Below are 19,161 nucleotides of genomic sequence, written 5' to 3' on the forward strand. Positions count from 1 at the left end.
ATAGTGTTTTTTAAAATTGTAGTGGTTTAAACTCAAATATAAAGAATTAACTCTGATAATAGGCTACTGGAATATATCAATCTAATTGTTTTCTAATAAGTTACTGTTGAAAAGCTTAGAATTGATTAACAATCTTTTGCTTTCAGCATTGACATTGATAAGTAAGATTTGTTTGTTTTGTTCTTGATATTTATCGATTAGTTTTTTCAAAGCTTCTATAGCAGACATATCTACTATTCTAGATTCTTTAAAATCTAAGTATACCACAGGAGTGTCTGTAAGAGGAGTAAATTTCTCAATAAAAGAAGTAGTACTCCCAAAGAATAATGGGCCATAAATAGCGTAGACTTTATTGCCGTGAGGGTCAAAAGATTTTCTAGCTCGTATACGTATGGCATTGTCCCAGGCAAATACTAAAGCAGAAACGATTACACCGATTAATACAGCTAAGGCTAAGTTATGTGTGATTACAATAATGATAGTAACTAGAAATAAAACAAAGATATCGGCTTTAGGCATTCTGGTCACTAACTGAAAGGATACCCACTTAAATGTAGTAATCGCGACAATCATCATCACTCCTACTAATGCAGCTAGAGGTATCTGTTCAATGATAGGAGCGCCAACTAATATAATGGCTAAGATGGTAAGCGAGCCAATAATAGCAGCTAGTCTACTTCTAGCTCCTGCATCTAAGTTAACTAAAGTCTGTGCTATCATGGCACAACCTCCCATACCTCCAAAGAATCCATTTGTGATATTAGCTATACCTTGGGCTATAGATTCTTTATTACTATTCCCTTTTGTATTGGTGATTTCGTCTACGATACTTAAGGTTAGTAAAGATTCTACTAAACCTACTCCTGCCATAACCAGAGAAAAGGGCAAGATGATCTGTAAAGTCTCTAGTGTAAAAGGGAGTGAAGGAATATGAAAGCTAGGTAAGCTACCACTGATATGAGCGATGTCCATAACTTTTCGAGTGTCTACTTGGAAGAAAAATACAACTGCTGTAGTCACAATTATAGCAACAAGAGTAGCAGGTACTTTCTTAGTGATTTTAGGAAAGATAGTTACAACTAGTATGGTTAATAGTGTTAATCCTATCATTATGTATAGAGCCATTCCGCTAAGCCATGTATTAACTCCCTCTATATCAATTTTGAATTGGGCTATTTGTGCAAAGAATATTACAATAGCTAATCCATTCAAGAACCCATACATGACAGGCTGAGGTATGAATCGTACAAACCTTCCTAACTTAAGCACTCCTACTAATACTTGTATAATACCAGCTAATACTACTGCTGCGAATAAGTACTCTATTCCATACATAGCAATAAGTGATATCATGACAATGATAGTAGCACCAGCTCCTCCTGAGACCATACCTGGTCTTCCTCCAAAAACAGCTGTTATAATCCCCATAAGAAAGGCAGCGTATAATCCTGTTAATGGATGTAAGCCAGCTAGTATGGCAAAAGACAGTGATTCTGGTATCATGGTCATAGCTACGGTTAGACCGGCTAGTATTTCACTTTGAATTCTGATGTTTTGATTTTGTAAACCAAATAAGCGTTGTAACATTTAATAGGTGTTTAGAAGGTGTAAAAGTAAGGTATAAATGATAAAGTTATATTTATTGAAACAATAGAAATTATGATTTAAAGTCAATGGAAGTGTGATATGCTTAGTATAATGTATGATTGTAAATTATGAATAAAAACACACTTGTTAAAAAAAGATTAAAAAATAATGTAACATAATTATACTTTTTGCTACTTATGATATAGAACCAAAAATGTGATTATGAAATTAGTTATTAAAAACTTGAACAAGACCTATAAAAATGGGGTTAAAGCAATAGATAATTTAGACTTAGAGATAGGAGCAGGGATGTTCGGTCTGTTAGGACCTAACGGAGCTGGTAAGTCATCTCTGATGCGTACCATCGCTACTCTTCAAAAACCAGATAGTGGAACAATTCACTTCGGCGATATTAATATATTAGAACAACAAAGTGAGTTCAGAAAACTGTTGGGGTACTTACCACAAGATTTCGGTGTATATCCTAATATGTCAGCAGTAGATCTATTAGATTATTTCGCTCGATTAAAAGGGATATCAAAAGCTGCTGAAAGAAAGGAAATAGTAACGAAAGTATTAGAAGTAACGAATCTTTATGAAGTTCGTCGTAAAAGTGTGAGTGGATATTCAGGAGGTATGAAACAACGCTTTGGGATTGCTCAGTTGTTATTAAATGATCCTAAGTTAATTATAGTAGACGAACCTACAGCTGGACTAGATCCTGCAGAGAGACACCGCTTCTTAAATGTACTTAGAGAGATCGGTAATAATAATACAGTGATATTCTCGACCCATATCGTAGATGATGTAAATGAGCTATGTCATGAGATGGCTATTCTAAATGGAGGAAATCTATTAGAAAGAAGTACACCTAAGCAAGCTGAACAGAAATTGGAAGGTAAGATCTGGACTAGAGAAACTACTCGTGAAGTAGCAGAAGAACTGAATAAGGAGCTTATGATACTGTCTGGAAAATATAATCAAGATAATAAGCTAAACATTAGAGTGTATTCAGAGGATTCGCTTACAGAAGCAGGTTTTGTATCAGTACAGCCAAGTTTAGAAGATGTTTATTTTGTGGCACTTAAAAACGGATAAACGATGTTTGGAACTATTTTTTCATTTGAAATAAAACGCTGGTTAAAGAATTGGGTATTTTATCTATACCTAGTGTTATTCTTTTTGCTAGGTTTTTTAAGTATGGCTAGTGCCGTTGGAGTTTTTGATGTAGTGAAAGTAACGTCTAGTTCTCTAATGAAGTTTAATTCACCTTATGTATTGGCTAATTTTATAGAAGGTTTTAATAATTTACTTTATTTCTTATTTCCTTCTATTATCGGGGCTTCTATTTATAGAGATTTTCGTTATGAAGTACATCATATTCTATTCTCGTATCCTTTTTCTAAAAGAGAATATTTAGCAGGAAAATTCTTAAGTTCATTTTTAGTAACCTTATTCATTAGTTTAACGATAGGTATTGGTATATTTCTTGCGACATTACTACCGTGGGCTAATCCTAATTTATTAGGAGAGAATGTGCTTTGGAGTTATGTACAGGTGTATTTATTGACTATTATTCCTAATATGTTATTCTTTGGTAGTATTGTATTTGTTGTAGTGACAATGTCTAGAAGCGTGTATATCGGTTTTGTCTCTATGGTTATATTATTGATTATACAAGGGGTATTAGGGGGCTTAGGAAAAGATATGGATAATAAAGAGTTAGTCGCTTTATTAGATCCATCAGGAAGTTCGGCTTTAAGATATTATACTGAATACTGGACAGTGGATGAGATAAACAATAATAATCTTCCTATAGAAAAGTGGTATCTATTAAATAGAGGAATTTGGTTAGCGGTATCTTTATTGTTCTTAGGGGGGCTTGCAAAGTTCTTTACGTTTACACAGCAAGCATTTACTTTTAGTAGAAAGTCTAAGAAATCAGAACGCGTGACGAAGAATAATTTCGGAGGAATAGTACGTATTGAATTACCTAAGGTTAGCTATAACTTTTCATTAGGAACACAGTGGAGTAATATATTTAGTTTCGCTAAAGGAGAGATAAAATATTTAGCTAAGAATAAAGTGTTTATGATCCTTGTGGGATTAGGTGTTTTAATGATGTTGTTAGTCTCTTCTTCAGCGACTTCCTTATATGGGACTACAGTATATCCAGTTACTCGCTTGATGTTAGGAATACCAGGATCTACATTTCAGTTGGTCATCATCATTATTACTTTCTTAGGAGCAGGGTTATTAGTACATAGAGGAAAGTTGTCAAGAATGGACTTATTAATAGATGCTACTCCAACTCCTAACTATGTATTCTTCTTTTCTAAGTTTATAAGTTTAATAGTAGTACAGTTATTCTTGTTATTAGTTATTATGATAGGAGGGATTATTGTACAAATACACAATGGTTATTACAACTTTGAGATAGGACTTTATTTTAAAGAGTTAATAGGAATAAGTTGGATATGGTATATGATTTGGGCAGGTTTAGCTATTGCGGTTCAAACTTATTTTAGAAACTATCTAGTAGGATTCTTTGTTTTATTTGTGTTCTTCTTATTTGGAGGACAATTGTCAAAGTTAGGTATTGAGCAACGTATCTTCTTTTTTAATAAACTACCAGGAACACCCTATTCTGATATGAATGGTTTTGGTTCTAACCTAAGTAGATATTATATCTATGCTCTTTATTGGGTAATGTTTATTACTTCATTAAGTGGATTGACATTATTGTTCTGGAGAAGAGGTATAGTGAATAATTTGAAAGAGAGATTATACTTTGCTAGAAAAAGAGCTAACAAAGGTATAGTAAGCGTTATTGTACTTTTTGGTATAGGATTCTTTAGTTTAGGTGGATATCTGTACTATGAAAATACTGTATTAAATAAGTATACTTCAGACAAAGAAAATGAGCTATTAGGGGTAGAGTACGAAAAGATTTATAAGAAATATGAGAATATGACTCTTCCGCGTATTATAGATATAAAAGTAGATTTTGATTTATATCCAGCACAAGGGGACTTTTTAGCAAAAGGACAGTATGTACTAGAGAACAAGAATGAGAAAGCAGTAGATAGCCTTTATGTAAACTATGTTAAAAGATATATTAATGTCATCACTGTTGATGGAGCAAAAGAAGTATTAAATGATACTGTAATTGGTATTAGATTATACAAATTAACTAAGCCTTTAGCTCATGGAGAAAAATTGGTATTTAAGTTTGAAGTAAAGAATAAAGAAAATACCGCTATTCGCAGTAATTCCTCTGTACTAGAGAATGGTACATTCATTAATAATGGTGAGTTGTTTCCTTCTTTTGGGTACATAAGTCGATTTGAGTTATCTGATGATGAGGTGCGTAAAAAGTATGGTCTAAAACCAAAAGAGCGCATGGCTGAGCAAACAGATAAGAAAGCATTACAAAATACATATATAAGTTCTGACTCAGATTGGGTAACATTTGAAACTACTGTAAGTACATCAGCAGATCAAATAGCGATAGCTCCTGGATACCTACAGAAAGAGTGGACAGAAGGGGATAGACGCTATTTCCATTATAAAATGGATCAGAAAATGCTGAATTTCTATGCTTATAATTCTGCTAGATATGAAGTGAAGCGCGATAAATGGAATGATATTAATATAGAGATATATTACCATAAAGGGCATGAATATAATATCGATCGCATGGTAAATGGGGTGAAGAAGTCCCTAGCATATTATGAGAAAGAATTTAGCCCATACCAACATAAACAAGTTCGTATTATTGAATTTCCTAGTTCAATGGGAGCTTTTGGACAGTCATTTGCGAATACAATACCCTTCTCAGAAGCTATTGGATTTATTGCTAAAGTAGATGAAGAAGCCGATAATAAGGTAGATTATCCATTCGCGGTAACTTCACATGAGGTAGCACACCAATGGTGGGGGCATCAAGTGATAGGGGCTAATGTCCAAGGTGCAACGATGTTGTCTGAGAGTTTAGCTGAATATAGTTCTTTAAAAGTATTAGAAGCAGAATATGGAAAAGGACAGATGCGTAAGTTCTTGAAAGAAGCATTAGATAGATACTTAGGAGGACGTAGTGGTGAGAGTAAAAAAGAAAAAGCATTGATGTATAATGAGAATCAACAGTATATCCATTATCAAAAGGGCTCTTTAGTATTCTATACGATGAGTGATTATCTGGGAGATAAGCAGCTTAATGATGTTTTAAAAGGATATATTAAAAAGGTAGCTTTTCAAGATGCTCCTTATACTACTGCATCTGAGTTAGTAGCGGATATTAAAGAGGCAACTCCAGACTCATTGAAGTACCTAGTTAAGGATATGTTTGAGACAATTACTTTATATGACAATTATATAGATAAAGCAGAAGTAAAAAAGTTAGACAATGGTAAGTATGAAGTGAAAATTAAAGCTATCGTAAGTAAATATAGAGCTGATGATAAAGGAGAAAAGAGCTATACGGATGCAACGACTAAAGCTGGTTCTGATCTGAATACACGTGTCTACAAATCGGATAAAGGAGTAGAAATTAAATCACTTCCATTAGCAGATTATATAGAAATAGGGATTTTTGCACAAGAAGATGTGAAAGAAAAGTCTAAAAACAGTAAAGAGAAAGTCTTATATCTGAAAAAAGTAAAAGTATCAGATATTATGAATGATTTTACTATTATAGTAGATGAGAAGCCAACAGAGGTTGGTATCGATCCATATAATAAGTTAATCGATACAAGATCTTATGATAATAGAAAAGGTGTAAATTAATATATAGGGAAGGGATTTAATTATCTCTTCCCTTTTTTTTTGACATAAAAAAAAGAGACTGTACATTGTACAATCTCTTTTTTTATAACTCTTAGAAAGTTGATTATCTTCTTCTTTCTTTGATTTTTGCTTTTTTACCAGTAAGCTCTCTGAAGTAGAAGATACGAGCTCTACGTACTTTACCTCTTTGATTAACTTCGATTTTTTCTAAAGCTGGCATGTTGATTGGGAAGATACGCTCTACACCTACGTTACCTGACATTTTACGGATAGTAAAAGTTTCAGTAGTACCTTGTCCTCTTCTTTGGATAACTACACCTTTAAAGAACTGAGTTCTTTTTTTGTCACCCTCTTTAATTTCGTAGTAAACAGTGATAGTATCTCCTGCGTTGAATTGAGGAAAATCTTTTTTTGCAACTAATTCGTCTTGAACGAATTTCATTAAATCTGCCATTGTAATAATGTATAAAAGTTATTTTTCAGAACAACATACACGGACCTCGCCAGAGGTTGGTCTAAAATCGAGTGCAAATATAAAAAATAAAACAGAATAATAACTAATTATTTTAAGTAAAAGCATAGTTGTTATTCTATTGATTTCTATTTCGTTATAATATAAATGTGCCTAATGTAAGAAGCTCTAGAGCTTCAAGTTTCTCTATAATGAATAAAGGTAATAAGTATATAGTGTGTGTGCTGTTATTATTTATGTTTTTAACTTTTTTTACATCACTAGGAGGATAACCATAAAATTTTTTAAAAACTGTACTAAAATGATTCTGTGATTTATAACCTAGATCTTCTGCTAGCTCCGAAATTGTAATATCTGAATTTTGTAATCGTTCTTTTGCTTTATTCATCTTGTGCTCATTTAGATACCCAAATACTGTTGAGCCAAAGAGTTCTTTAAAATACTTTTTCAATTTAAATTCATTTGTACCTACTTTTTTAGCAAGAGTTGATAGAGTATATGGATGTTTAATATTTTGAGTCAATAGTTTTCTAGCAGAGTGCATTCTTTCAATGTCTATATTGGATATATAAGATTTTGATTGGTCTTGATTGATGTATTCTAATTGTAGAAACAGTAACTCTATTATTTTATTTTCTAAATAAACTTGTTTGAATGAACCATCTCTTTGACAGGAGCATATATCCGTGATTACGGATTTCATTTCTGGAGAGATGATTTTGTTCTTTTTTATTAAATCGTCTAGTTTTAAAGTGCTAGGTAGTTCTTCAGCTTCAAAATCTATTAATAAATCTTGTTTTAGTTTTATTATAATCTCTTTAGGTATTAAAATGGAAATATAGCGAGTTTCTTGTTTTGAGGAATCTATTTTAAGCATATAGTTCTCTTTATTTACTTTTCTTATTAGATGATGAGAAAGTTGTTGTTCACCTTCAAGTAAGAACAGCATTAAAATACCTTTAGAGTTTGGAGATAGAGAAATGGTGATGGGGCTATTCAACATAAACTCATAGTAAGTTATAAAGTAACGCCCTACTTTTTGAGTTTTTTCTAGAAAGTAATCACCATCATTAACTGTGTACTCTATAATTGATTCTCCTTCTGTTTTCTTTGTTGTTTGTTGACCGCTTATTTTGTCTATATAGTTAGTAGTTAGTTGCATATAATAGAATGAAATTAAGATTGTAAATATAGATATTAATTAGATTTAATAAAAATAATCCTTGATGTGTATTTAATTATCCTTTTTTGAAAGATAAAAGGCTTAATGCTTAAAGTAATTTTGCATTACAGAATTAATAAGTGGTATACCTCTTATTAAAAATGGTTTTTATTAAAAAAAATATATTGAAAGGTGTTTAGAATCATTAGTATAAAAAAATATTGGGGTACAAAAAAGAGTGAAAAAGAAGTGCTAGGTAGTTATAGAAATAATACTTGGAGTAAATATGTTATTTATATTTTAATGCTACTTATACCTATGTTCATGGTTGCTCAAAAAGGAGTTTTATCAGGAGTAATAAAACTAAAAGATGGGAGACCTATAGCATATGCCGTTGTTAGCTTAGATAAAGGAAACTTGTATAGTGAGACAAATGATGAAGGAGAGTTCTCTATTCAAAATGTTGATTATGGTCAATATGTATTAGATGTGAAATCTATGGAAATAGTTGATTTTAAAGTAAAAATTGACTTTAAAGATTCTAAAAGTAATTTATTGGTTACAGTAGAAGAATCTAAAGGACACAATCTAGAAGAAATGCTTATTTCAGTCAAAACAGAGAAACGAGATCTTGAAACTAAAGGTTTTGCAGTGAGTGTTATAGAAATGAAAGAAGCATCTCTGATGTCTTTGCAAACGAATGAAATACTTGATAGAACTGCAGGAGTTAAAATAAGACAAGATGGAGGGTTAGGTTCTAGAGTAAATTATAATTTAAATGGTTTGTCTGGAAACGCGGTGAGGGTATTTATAGATGGAGTACCAGCAAGTAATTATGGTAGTTCATTTTCATTGAACAGTATTCCTCCAGCTTTGATAGAGCGTATAGAAGTATATAAGGGTGTAGTGCCTACTTATTTATCACAAGACGCTTTAGGAGGAGCTATCAATGTAGTATTAAAACAGAAAATGACTAATACTTTGAGTGCTAGTGGCTCTTTTGGCTCTTTTAATACACACCAGTATAATGTCAATGGAGGATATCGAAATGATAAAAATGGACTGACTGTTAGAGCTAATGCATTTTATAATTATAGTGATAATGATTATAAAGTCTATGGAGATCATATTAGGTATGTGGATTATCAAGGAAATGTAAGTTATCCAAAGAATGGAGCTAGGCGTTTTCACGATGGTTATAAATCTTATGGAACTAAAGTAGATGTAGGTTTCACAGATGTGAAATGGGCGGATAAATTTTTTATTGGAGGCATTGTTTCTGGAAATAGAAAAGAGATTCAGCATGGTATTACTATGGAGAATGTATACGGGGATAGAAATACTAAGAGAGAATCTTATGTAGCAACACTTAATTACGAAAAAAAGGATTTATTAGTAAAAGGATTAGAGGTAAAGCTAGATTTATCTTATAGTGATTTAACTAGACAAGTTATCGATACAGTTGGTAATATGTACGATTGGAGTGGAAATGTAATAAGAGATCCTTTAGGGAAACCACTGAAATATACAAGTGGTGCAGAAGTAGCGTCTCAAAAAACACTAGAAAAGAACAAAGATGAATCTTGGGTTGTTCGTGCAAATGTAGGGTATGAATTTATAACTAATCATAAGCTGAGTGTTAACTATTTCTATAACAGTTTTGAAAGAGGAATAACTGATGTTTTGCAACCAGTAGCTGTTATGAGATTAGTTAATACAAGAGATTTGACTAAGGATATACTCTCGTTTAGCTATGAGAATAAACTTTTTGACAATAGGCTTCAAACCAATTTATTTTATAAACTATATCATCAGAAGGCAGTCTCTAATGAACCTTATAAAGATACGAATAAGCCATTAGTTGGTGATTTATATAAGACTAAGAAAATAAATAATAGTATTGATCATAATGGAGTGGGGGTAAGTGTGTCTTACAAATTGTTAGAACCATTGTACTTATTAGGTTCTGCAGAAAAGGCAATTCGCTTGCCAGAAGAATCTGAGCTTTTTGGAAGTAATGCAGATAATCTATTGCCTTCATTTAGCCTTGATCCTGAGAAAAGCACAAACTATAATATAGGGTTTATAGCAGGGCCATTTAACTTTAAAGATCATTCAATGAGCTTAAATGCTACTTACTTTTATCGAAATGTAAAAGGAATGATTAGGGAGAGTATTGACTCAAAAGGAATCTTTACTAGGTATGAAAATTTAGATGATGTATTAAGTAGAGGTTTTGATATAGAGTTAAACTATTCTTTTAGACAACGTTTAGCGTTCAATCTAGCACTATCTAAGTTTGATGTATTATTTAATAAGCAATTTGATAAAGATGGCAATCCATATTTATACTACAAAACGCAGATAAGAAATGAGCCTTCATTTAAACTAAATGCTAATCTGAGTTATAAGTTTAATAATGTTTTATCGAAAGGAGATTTCTTTTCTGTGAATTACAATGTTTACTATGTAAAGAAATTTTTGAGGAACTGGTCTAATGTAGGAGGAACTAATTTAGATGAAATACCTTCTCAATATCCTAATGACATTGGAGTGATATATCAGTTCTCTAATAAAAAAGCAACAGTAAGTTTTGATATGAAGAATATTTTTAATCAAAGGATATATGACAATTTTGGTTTGCAGAAACCAGGAAGAGCTTTTTATGGAAAAGTAACTTATTCAATTTTTTAATATATAACTCAAGTTTCGCACCAATTTACTTTCACGTAGTAGCCTGATATTTAAAGTGGTAATTATTGGATAAAAGTCCAAAAGATTCAATATTATCAATTATTTTAGTTGTAATATCATGAATATCAATAGACTCTACCAGTTTTTCCAAAACATCAAGTATTAAGGCTACTACAGCTAATAATCTAACGTTCAATTTGTTTTCAATATAATCTTGCTGGAGGTCTTTAAATAGACCTCCAATAGTTTCATAAGCTTCCATTCTATAACGGATACTTATGAGTAAATACTGTATAAACACAATAGTTGTTTGCGCTATCTGAATATCAAAGTTTGTCGATTGAGCTTTACCAAGTCCAAAGAGCTGTTTAGCTTCTTTGAAGAATACTTCTATCGACCATCGGATACTATATATTTCTATTACTTTGACGAATTTTAATGATGTATCTGTAGTTATTAATGTATGCCATTTGCCATTAATGCCACGTCTTGAAATAAATACTTCAACACCAAGTCCCTCAATATTAGTTACATAAGAGTGATAGTAATAGTTAAATTTACGGCATCTTTTTGGTTTTTTGTCTTGTTTTTTAAGCTGTGAAATCGTTTTAATCCTCGACTGAACTTCAATCTTGCTATTGTATTTATACATACCAATAATATGAGTTTTCCCACAGATACTACGTAGTTTTTTGAGTAGACTTATACTTGTAAACCAAGTGTCTGTCAAAATATAATCCACTGTTATTTTGCGCTTTATCACTCTTGAAAACATTTGTACTAATACATCTGTCTTCTTTTTGTTGAGTTCTAAATATCTTTTTGCAGCAACGGTTTTCGAGCATCGAGGAGTCTTTTTTTGAGCTTGACGTTGTTTTGCAGTTAAACCATATTTCAGTTTTGACTTTTTGCTTTCACGGTGTAAACTAAAATCTACTGGAATAAATACGCTACCATTCCAATATCCTGCTACTAAAATCTTGTATCCCAAGTAGAAACTCTTTGATACATGATTGTATATTTTTGAAACACCTTCAATTGTTTTACCTGTTTTAGCCAGGTCAGAATCATCAAAAATCAAGCATTTTGTAGCATCTTTTTCAGGTGTAAAAAGTTCTTCTTTAAGTAAATATTGCATGACAAACTGAAATAAGAATGATCTCCAGTCAATGTTTTGATTCGACAATAGACGGTAGTAAGAATCTTTACCACAATTATTTATATCAGCGTCTTTATTCTTAGATAAAGAAAACACAGAACTAATACCGATAATGGGAAGTATTAAAAGTATGGAAATTAAGTCCTTAAATGTATAACCCGATTTTTTACACCAATCAAACTGTTTTGTTATCTTATTAAAGCCTAATATGTTTAAATGTGAATTTAAATATTCAGAACTCAACCAAACCTTTTTGAACTTTCCTTTTATTTCTTGAACTTTAGTAATATCTTCGTATTGTAGCATGTTGTGTACTTTGTGTGTAGTAACTTAAAGATACAATAAAACCAAGGGATTACCTTGGTTTACATGCTATTTTTTCACTTCTATAAGCCCCAGTTTTGGGTGCGAAACTTCAGATATATAATAAATACTATGAAACGTAAATTTTTTAAAAGCACATTATTATTTGCAGGGCTAGCATTAATGACAATAGGATGTTCATCTGATGATAATTCTAACCCAGATACAGGAGAGGAATTTAAAGGTAAGCAATTTCAATTAGCTTATGCTAGTGGATCGGGATCACAGTCAGCTACTTATTTACAAGGGGTAGATAAACTAACGGAAGGAGAAATAAGTTTTAGTAAAAAAGGATTCCAAATGCCTTCATCCCGAACTTCTCGAATATATGTATCAAAAGATGGAAAGTATGTATATAATTTAAATTATACTGTGGGAGATTTACGAAAATATGAACATAAAGGTGGACAAAATTACACTCAAGTAGGTCATATTGAATCTGCTCCTGTATTAGGGACAAAAACAGGTAGATTTACTAAAATTAATGAAGATATGGGGTCTGTTCATTATATAACTGCAGCGCCTCAACATGCCGGAGAAAATGGAGAAGGTGCTTATTTAGGGCATAAAATTACTGCAAGTATTGCTCTTATAGATTTAAATAAATGGTCATTTTTGCCAGGAGCACAAAAAGAAATTAATGTTAAACTTAGTGACGAATTTACTAAAAAAGGATATTACATAAGTAGGATTGATTCGCCTGTATTAGTTGATAATAAACTTTATTATGGTGCTGCTGTTAGCCTTTATGATCCAAGTACTGGAAAAAGAAAACCTACAGATAAAACTTTTACTTTAGTTGTTGATAAAAATAATTTGTCTAAAACGGATGTAATCACAACAGAGCATGTTGTAGGAAGTACTAACGGATATCGTACACCAACTTTATATGTAAATAACCAAAAAGAAGTTCTTCAAATGGTAAATGGAACTGATAAGACATATATTGCAAAAATTAAAGATGGTAAATATGATACTACATTTAAATTCGATTTAGGTAGTGCCTTAGGTGGAAAGAAAGTTTCTAGTAATGGATGGTTTTATATAGGAGATGGTATAGGTTATATGCCTTATGAGAAACTTGATGCACCAGAGATCGAAATGGGAGTGGATCCTAATGGTAAACCAACAACTACTCATGCATGGGGATTAGCACGTATAGACTTAAATAATAAAACTGCGGTGGATTTAGAAGTGCCAGCTAACTTATGGTTGACACAATATCAGACATCAGTTGTAAGAGGAGGAAAGTTCTATATTGCTTTAGCACCTGTTTCAGGAAAAGGAAATGTTTACATTTATGATATTAAGTCAACAGCTAAAAAAGGACAATTAGGAGCAACAATAACAACTGGAGTAGATCAGTATTATATAGGTGTATATTAGGATAGAAAAGAATAAAATGTAAATCATTTTATCAATGAAAATAGGGATAATCAGTATGTGATTTATCCCTGTTTTTATTAAGTATTTTAAGAAGTGGAGAGATAATTTAGTCTTCTCTCTCTAATAAATCTGGTCTTCTTGTCTTTGTGTGTTCATAAGCCATATCTTCTCTCCACTTATCTATAGCAGCGAAGTTTCCACTTAGTAACACATCTGGAACTTTCCATCCCTTATATTCAGATGGTCTAGTGTATATAGGAGGGGCTAATAAGTTATCTTGAAAGCTATCAGTCAATGCTGAAGTTTCATTAGAAAGTACTCCTGGGATAAGACGGATAATAGCATCGCATAAAATAGCTGCCCCTAGCTCTCCACCAGATAAGACATAATCTCCTATAGAGATTTCCTTTGTGATGAAATGGTCACGTACACGTTGGTCTACTCCTTTATAGTGTCCACATAGAATGATAATGTTTTTAAGCATAGACATTCCATTGGCCATTTGTTGATTTAAGGTTTCGCCATCAGGAGTCATATAGATTATTTCATCATATTCTCTCTCGGCTTTTAATGCAGTAATACATTTATCTATCGGCTCTACACTCATAACCATTCCTGCTCCACCACCGAATTGGTAGTCATCTACATTCTTATGCTTATTAGTACTATAATCACGTAAGTTGTGAAAATGTACTTCTACTAGTCCCTTCTCTATTGCTCTTTTTAGGATAGAAGCTTGAAAAGGGCTCTCTATTAATTCTGGTAAAACGGAAATAATGTCTATGCGCATAATTACTTTTGATATTTTGGCAAATGTACAATTGTATTCTGTAACCTACAAAATTGTATTAGTGGGCTTGGCTTTTTGAAAAAAGCTGAATGATTAAGACTCCTGTAATTATAAATGCAATTCCTATTAAAGCAGCAGTATCGAGTTTTTGTTTGTATAAAAAGTAAGCCGCTATAGTGACCAACACAATTCCAATCCCTGACCATAAAGCATATGCAATTCCAATAGGTATAGTACGTAAGGTCAAACTCAATAAATAAAAAGCACCTACATAACCAAGTAAAGTTATAGTGGTAGGAACAAGTTTAGTAAATCCTTCACTAGCTTTAAGAGTAGTTGTAGCTATAGTCTCTAAGAGTATAGCAAGAAGTAAGAATAGTATATTCTTCATTTTTTAATGCAAAAGTAGCTTTTTATTAGGTCTATTAAAATTGTGTAAGGCAAAATACTTTATGATATATGATTTGAAAATTACTTTCTTAGAAGTAATGGATATAGATTATTGAAGCTAATAATGAATATTAGAAAAGAAGTTATTTGATAGTTATGAATTTAAATTAAAGAGATAGGCTATTGTAGTACTTCTAATTTTACTGTAATTATTATAATTTCTTATGTTATCTTAAGATTTCTACATCTGAATTAGTTTAAATTTGTATCTATGAGTTTATCAAAATCAAATGTGCTATTTATGGCAGCGATTACAGGTTTAATCGTTGCTAATTTATATTATTGTCAACCATTAATTCCTTTGATATCAGAAGAGTTTGGTGTGTCTGAAGCTTCAGCAGGAACACTTACCTATCTGACTCAGGCAGGGTATGCTGTAGGGATGTTTTTAATGATTCCTTTAGGAGACATGCTCGAAAGGAAAAAACAAATTATTATAACAACAATATTTGCTACTATTGCTTTAGCCCTAACTGCAATTGTACAAAATTTCTTTTTATTACAGATTATTAGCTTTGTCTTAGGAGCGACTTCTATTGTCCCTCAGTTAGTCTTGCCATTAGCTGCTAGTTTATCTTCTGATGAGCAACGCGGAAAAGTAATCGGAACAGTAGTGAGTGGATTACTTATAGGGATATTGTTTTCTAGAACGCTTAGTGGCTTTGTAGGTGTATGGTTAGGATGGCGAGGTATGTTTTGGATAGCTACTATAGTAAGTATTATTATCGTAATCATGATTCAAATTAGACTACCCTATAATAAACCTACCTTTAATGGAAAGGTCAAAGACTTATATAAATCTCTTTTTGTCTTAATAAAAGAACAACCTGTATTAAGGGAATCAACAGGAGTAACAGCTTTAGCTTTTGCTCAGTTTGGAACTTTTTGGACTACGATGGTATTACTTTTACACAATGAACCTTTCGGATATGACTCTGCTGTAATTGGGGCGTTCGGATTGATAGGTGCATGTGGTGCTTTTGCAGCTCCTTTAGTAGGAAAAATAGGGGGAGCAGGAGGAGCTAGAAAGTTGATACTATATGGCATATTCATGACATTCATAAGTTTTGTAATATTTTATTTTTCAAGTGCTTCAGTGATAGGGCTTATTATAGGTATTATTTTGATAGACTTAGGATTACAGACTATACATGTATCTAATCAAACGCGTATTTATTCTCTTTTACCTGAAGCTCGCAATAGATTAAATACTGTCTATATGTCATTTAGTTTCCTTGGAACTGCTTTTGGCTCGGCTTTTGGACTATATTTGTGGAAGTTTTTTGGATGGAGTGGAGTATGTATAGGAGGTATGTGTTTAGCATTATTATCTCTAGTAGTATATCTTGCTGCAAATAAGAAATCATAAAAGAAAGAATTAGTCTTAAGACTAAGTGAAGTAATTCAAAAACGATAAAAATTAGAACAATGGAAAACGGTATTTACGCTAAGTTCAACACATCAAAAGGAGCAATATTAGTAAAGCTTACAGAAGAATTAACACCTGGTACAGTTGGTAACTTCGTAGCTTTAGCAGAAGGTAATTTAGAAAATAGTGCACGTCCACAAGGAAAACCATACTATGACGGTCTTAAGTTTCACAGAGTTATTCCTGACTTTATGATCCAAGGAGGTTGTCCATTAGGTCAAGGTTCTGGAGGTCCAGGTTATAAATTTGATGATGAGTTCCACCCAGCTTTAAGACATGATGGTCCTGGTGTATTATCTATGGCTAATGCAGGTCCAGGTACTAACGGGTCTCAATTCTTTATTACGCATGTTGCTACACCTTGGTTAGATGGTAAACATACTGTTTTTGGTAAAGTTGTTGAAGGACAAGATATTGTAGATGCAGTAGCACAAGGAGATATTTTAGAGTCTGTAGAGATTGTAAGAGTAGGAGAGACTGCTGAGAAATGGAATGCTATTGAAGCTTTCAGAACTTTTGAAGGAGCTAGAGAGAAAAGAGAAGCTGAAGCTAAAAAAGCTGCTTTAGTAGAAGTAGAGAAATTATCTGCTGGTTTTGAAGAAACTCCAAGCGGATTAAGATATCAAATGATTGTTAAAGGTACAGGTAAGAAAGCAGAGAAAGGTAAAACTGTTTCTGTACACTACAAAGGTGCTTTAGCAAATGGACAAGAGTTTGATAGTTCTTATAAAAGAAAAAAACCTATTGAATTCCCATTAGGACAAGGTTATGTAATCGAAGGATGGGACGAAGGAATTGCTTTATTAAACGTTGGTGATAAAGCTAGATTCGTTATCCCTTCTTATTTAGGATATGGAGAAGCTGGTGCAGGTGGGGTTATTCCTCCAAATGCAACTTTAGTATTTGACGTAGAGTTAATGGACGTAAAATAATAAGTTATATAAAAACTCTCAACTTACAGTTGGGAGTTTTTTGTTTAAATGATTACATTTTATGAAAGAGGATTTCTTAGCTTGTTTAGAACGTATTCGACCATATGCACGTTATACTCCAATTATGGAGTCTGGTCAAATAGAAAACTTTTTAGGTAACGATTTGTACTTTAAGTGTGAAAATTTTCAACGTGCAGGTGCATTTAAGATGAGAGGTGCAGCCAATGCTATTCTTCAGTTGACAGAAGATCAGAGAGCAAAGGGAGTGATCACTCACTCTTCTGGTAATTTTGCGCAGGCTTTAGCTCTTGCTGCTAAATATCTTGGAGTGAAATGTTATATCGTAATGCCAAAAGATGCTCCTGATGTTAAGCGTAATGCAGTAATGGCTTATGGAGGAGAGATTATAGACTGCATTGCTACATTAGAGTCTAGAGAACGTATTTGCAATCAAGTGATAGAGGACACAGGAGCAACATTTATACATGCATCTAATAATATAGATGTTATTATGGGGCAAGGTACTGCCGCTATGGAATTGTTAGAAGCGTACCCTGACCTAGATGTTATTATCACTCCAGTAGGTGGAGGAGGCTTAATTGCAGGCACTGCATTAGCAGCAAAAGCTTTTGGTAAGGATACTATTGAAGTAATAGGAGGTGAACCTTTAGAAGCAGATGATGCCTATCGTTCTTTAATGAGTGGGCAGATTGAGTGTAATGAGACTACAGATACTATAGCTGATGGTTTGCGTACCCAATTAGGGGATATTACTTTTCCTATTATCAAAGACCATGTATCTAAAATTATACGTGTACGAGAAAATGAAATTATTAGTTCGATGCGATTGATATGGGAACGTATGAAGATTGTTGTAGAACCAAGTAGTGCTGTTGCTTTAGCAGTATTGATAAAAGAAAGACCTTCTTTTGCAGGAAAGAAAGTAGGGATTATTCTTTCTGGAGGTAATGTTGATTTGAATAATTTACCTTTTGAATAGATTATTACAAAAGGGTGTCAAACTAATGACACCCTTTTTTATATCGGTTTCTTTTTTAGTACAGGCAGTTTTATTTCTTTTCTACCGAAGTAAAGTCCAGCTACGATTAGTATACCTCCTAATATCTGTAAGAACCCTAATACTTCATCATCTAATAATCCCCAACAGAAAGCTACTAAAGGCATTAGTAGAGATACAGACGAGGCAAAACTAGCATTGGTCTCATGGATAAGTTTATAGTAATAGATATTAGCTAATGCACTACCAAATAAAGCCAATAAGAAGACAAAACCAAGTCCTTTCAATGCTTCAGGATGTTCACCGATAGTTTGAAAGAAGCCTGATGATGTTAATACAATTAAGGCAGGTATAAGTAAGACTAGTTCTATAAATGCTGTCCAGACAATAGGAGGAATATTACCCATGTATTTCTGAGTTAATAATCCACTATAAGCATACATTAAGGAAGCGATTACTAATAATAAATGATAGAACCACTCATCCGATACAAGACCTGTAGATTCAGGAGACTGTAATAATAAAATGACTCCAATAAAAGAGAGGATAACTCCTGTGACTTCTCCAAGGTGAGTTTTGTACTTAAAGAATAAAACACCTAATACAATTACGAATATCGACATTAAGGCATTTAATATTCCGGCTATAGAACTATCTAGGTGTACTTCTGCTATTGGGAATAAAAACATAGGAATAAAGCTTCCTACTAGAGCAGTAAGAAATAACCAGTGAAATGTTTTCTTAGGTAACTTTTTAATATGCTTTAGAGAAATAGGCAATAAGAATAAACCTGCAAAAGTAATTCTAAGTGCACCTACTTGTATAGGAGTAAAATATTCTAAACCTCGTTTGATAAGGATGAAAGACGATCCCCATATTAAGGAAAGGATAATGAGTGTTACCCAGTGTTTTGGTTTAAGTTTCAAGGCGTTTA

General features: G+C 32.6%; 14 protein-coding genes. 7 read left to right on the forward strand and 7 right to left on the reverse strand.

Going from position 1 to position 19,161, the window contains the following annotated elements; translation table 11 throughout:
• Positions 1–81 precede the first annotated feature (81 nt).
• Positions 82–1,587, reverse strand: coding sequence for a SulP family inorganic anion transporter (locus MYRA21_RS10265; protein ID WP_006257012.1), 1,506 nt, complete (start codon positions 1,585–1,587; stop codon positions 82–84).
• Between the two features lie 222 nt (positions 1,588–1,809).
• Here MYRA21_RS10265 and MYRA21_RS10270 point away from each other — a divergent pair, with 222 nt between their 5' ends.
• Together MYRA21_RS10270 and MYRA21_RS10275 are read left to right on the forward strand one after the other, a co-directional pair.
• Positions 1,810–2,685: an ABC transporter ATP-binding protein gene (locus tag MYRA21_RS10270; protein ID WP_006257011.1), complete on the forward strand. Its 876-nt coding sequence runs from the start codon at positions 1,810–1,812 to the stop codon at positions 2,683–2,685.
• A 3-nt stretch (positions 2,686–2,688) separates the two neighbouring features.
• Entirely contained in the window at positions 2,689–6,372 is a 3,684-nt protein-coding gene (locus MYRA21_RS10275; RefSeq protein WP_006257010.1) for a M1 family aminopeptidase, read from the forward strand.
• A 103-nt stretch (positions 6,373–6,475) separates the two neighbouring features.
• On the opposite strand, the gene rplS is transcribed toward MYRA21_RS10275, so the two are convergent.
• Both rplS and MYRA21_RS10285 read right to left on the reverse strand, forming a co-directional pair.
• Entirely contained in the window at positions 6,476–6,826 is a 351-nt protein-coding gene (rplS, locus tag MYRA21_RS10280; protein WP_006257009.1) for a 50S ribosomal protein L19, read from the reverse strand.
• A gap of 154 nt (positions 6,827–6,980) precedes the next feature.
• Positions 6,981–8,006, reverse strand: a complete 1,026-nt coding sequence (locus tag MYRA21_RS10285) for an AraC family transcriptional regulator (protein WP_006257008.1) — start codon at positions 8,004–8,006, stop codon at positions 6,981–6,983.
• A 192-nt stretch (positions 8,007–8,198) separates the two neighbouring features.
• On the opposite strand from MYRA21_RS10285, the gene MYRA21_RS10290 reads away from it, so the two are divergent.
• Positions 8,199–10,700, forward strand: a complete 2,502-nt coding sequence (locus MYRA21_RS10290; RefSeq protein WP_006263035.1) for a TonB-dependent receptor plug domain-containing protein — start codon at positions 8,199–8,201, stop codon at positions 10,698–10,700.
• A 31-nt stretch (positions 10,701–10,731) separates the two neighbouring features.
• On the opposite strand, the gene MYRA21_RS10295 is transcribed toward MYRA21_RS10290, so the two are convergent.
• Entirely contained in the window at positions 10,732–12,165 is a 1,434-nt protein-coding gene (locus tag MYRA21_RS10295) for a transposase (RefSeq protein WP_039328952.1), read from the reverse strand.
• 129 nt (positions 12,166–12,294) lie between these two features.
• Here MYRA21_RS10295 and MYRA21_RS10300 point away from each other — a divergent pair, with 129 nt between their 5' ends.
• Entirely contained in the window at positions 12,295–13,608 is a 1,314-nt protein-coding gene (locus tag MYRA21_RS10300; protein ID WP_006257006.1) for a DUF4374 domain-containing protein, read from the forward strand.
• 106 nt (positions 13,609–13,714) lie between these two features.
• Here the strand turns inward: MYRA21_RS10300 and trmD are convergent, their stop codons facing one another.
• Positions 13,715–14,398 carry a tRNA (guanosine(37)-N1)-methyltransferase TrmD gene (trmD, locus tag MYRA21_RS10305; RefSeq protein ID WP_006257005.1) on the reverse strand — a complete coding sequence of 228 codons (684 nt, stop codon included), beginning with the start codon at positions 14,396–14,398 and terminating at the stop codon, positions 13,715–13,717.
• Positions 14,399–14,456: 58 nt separating this feature from the next.
• Positions 14,457–14,789, reverse strand: coding sequence for a multidrug efflux SMR transporter (locus MYRA21_RS10310; protein ID WP_006260721.1), 333 nt, complete (start codon positions 14,787–14,789; stop codon positions 14,457–14,459).
• Between the two features lie 270 nt (positions 14,790–15,059).
• Between MYRA21_RS10310 and MYRA21_RS10315 the strand changes: the two genes are divergently transcribed.
• The 3 genes from MYRA21_RS10315 (at position 15,060) to MYRA21_RS10325 (ending at position 18,209) form a co-directional block, all read left to right on the forward strand.
• Positions 15,060–16,217 carry an MFS transporter gene (locus tag MYRA21_RS10315; RefSeq protein WP_006260722.1) on the forward strand — a complete coding sequence of 386 codons (1,158 nt, stop codon included), beginning with the start codon at positions 15,060–15,062 and terminating at the stop codon, positions 16,215–16,217.
• A 59-nt stretch (positions 16,218–16,276) separates the two neighbouring features.
• Positions 16,277–17,209, forward strand: coding sequence for a peptidylprolyl isomerase (locus MYRA21_RS10320; RefSeq protein WP_006257002.1), 933 nt, complete (start codon positions 16,277–16,279; stop codon positions 17,207–17,209).
• Positions 17,210–17,270: 61 nt separating this feature from the next.
• Positions 17,271–18,209 (forward strand): pyridoxal-phosphate dependent enzyme, encoded by a 939-nt coding sequence (locus tag MYRA21_RS10325; RefSeq protein ID WP_006257001.1) that lies wholly within the window; start codon positions 17,271–17,273, stop codon positions 18,207–18,209.
• A 38-nt stretch (positions 18,210–18,247) separates the two neighbouring features.
• On the opposite strand, the gene MYRA21_RS10330 is transcribed toward MYRA21_RS10325, so the two are convergent.
• The gene (locus MYRA21_RS10330) at positions 18,248–19,153 is read right to left on the reverse strand and encodes a DMT family transporter (protein ID WP_006257000.1); all 906 of its coding nucleotides are present in this window, start codon (positions 19,151–19,153) and stop codon (positions 18,248–18,250) included.
• Positions 19,154–19,161: the final 8 nt, after the last annotated feature.

The organism is Myroides sp. A21 (genome assembly GCF_000807225.1).
GTDB lineage: Bacteria > Bacteroidota > Bacteroidia > Flavobacteriales > Flavobacteriaceae > Flavobacterium > Flavobacterium odoratimimum.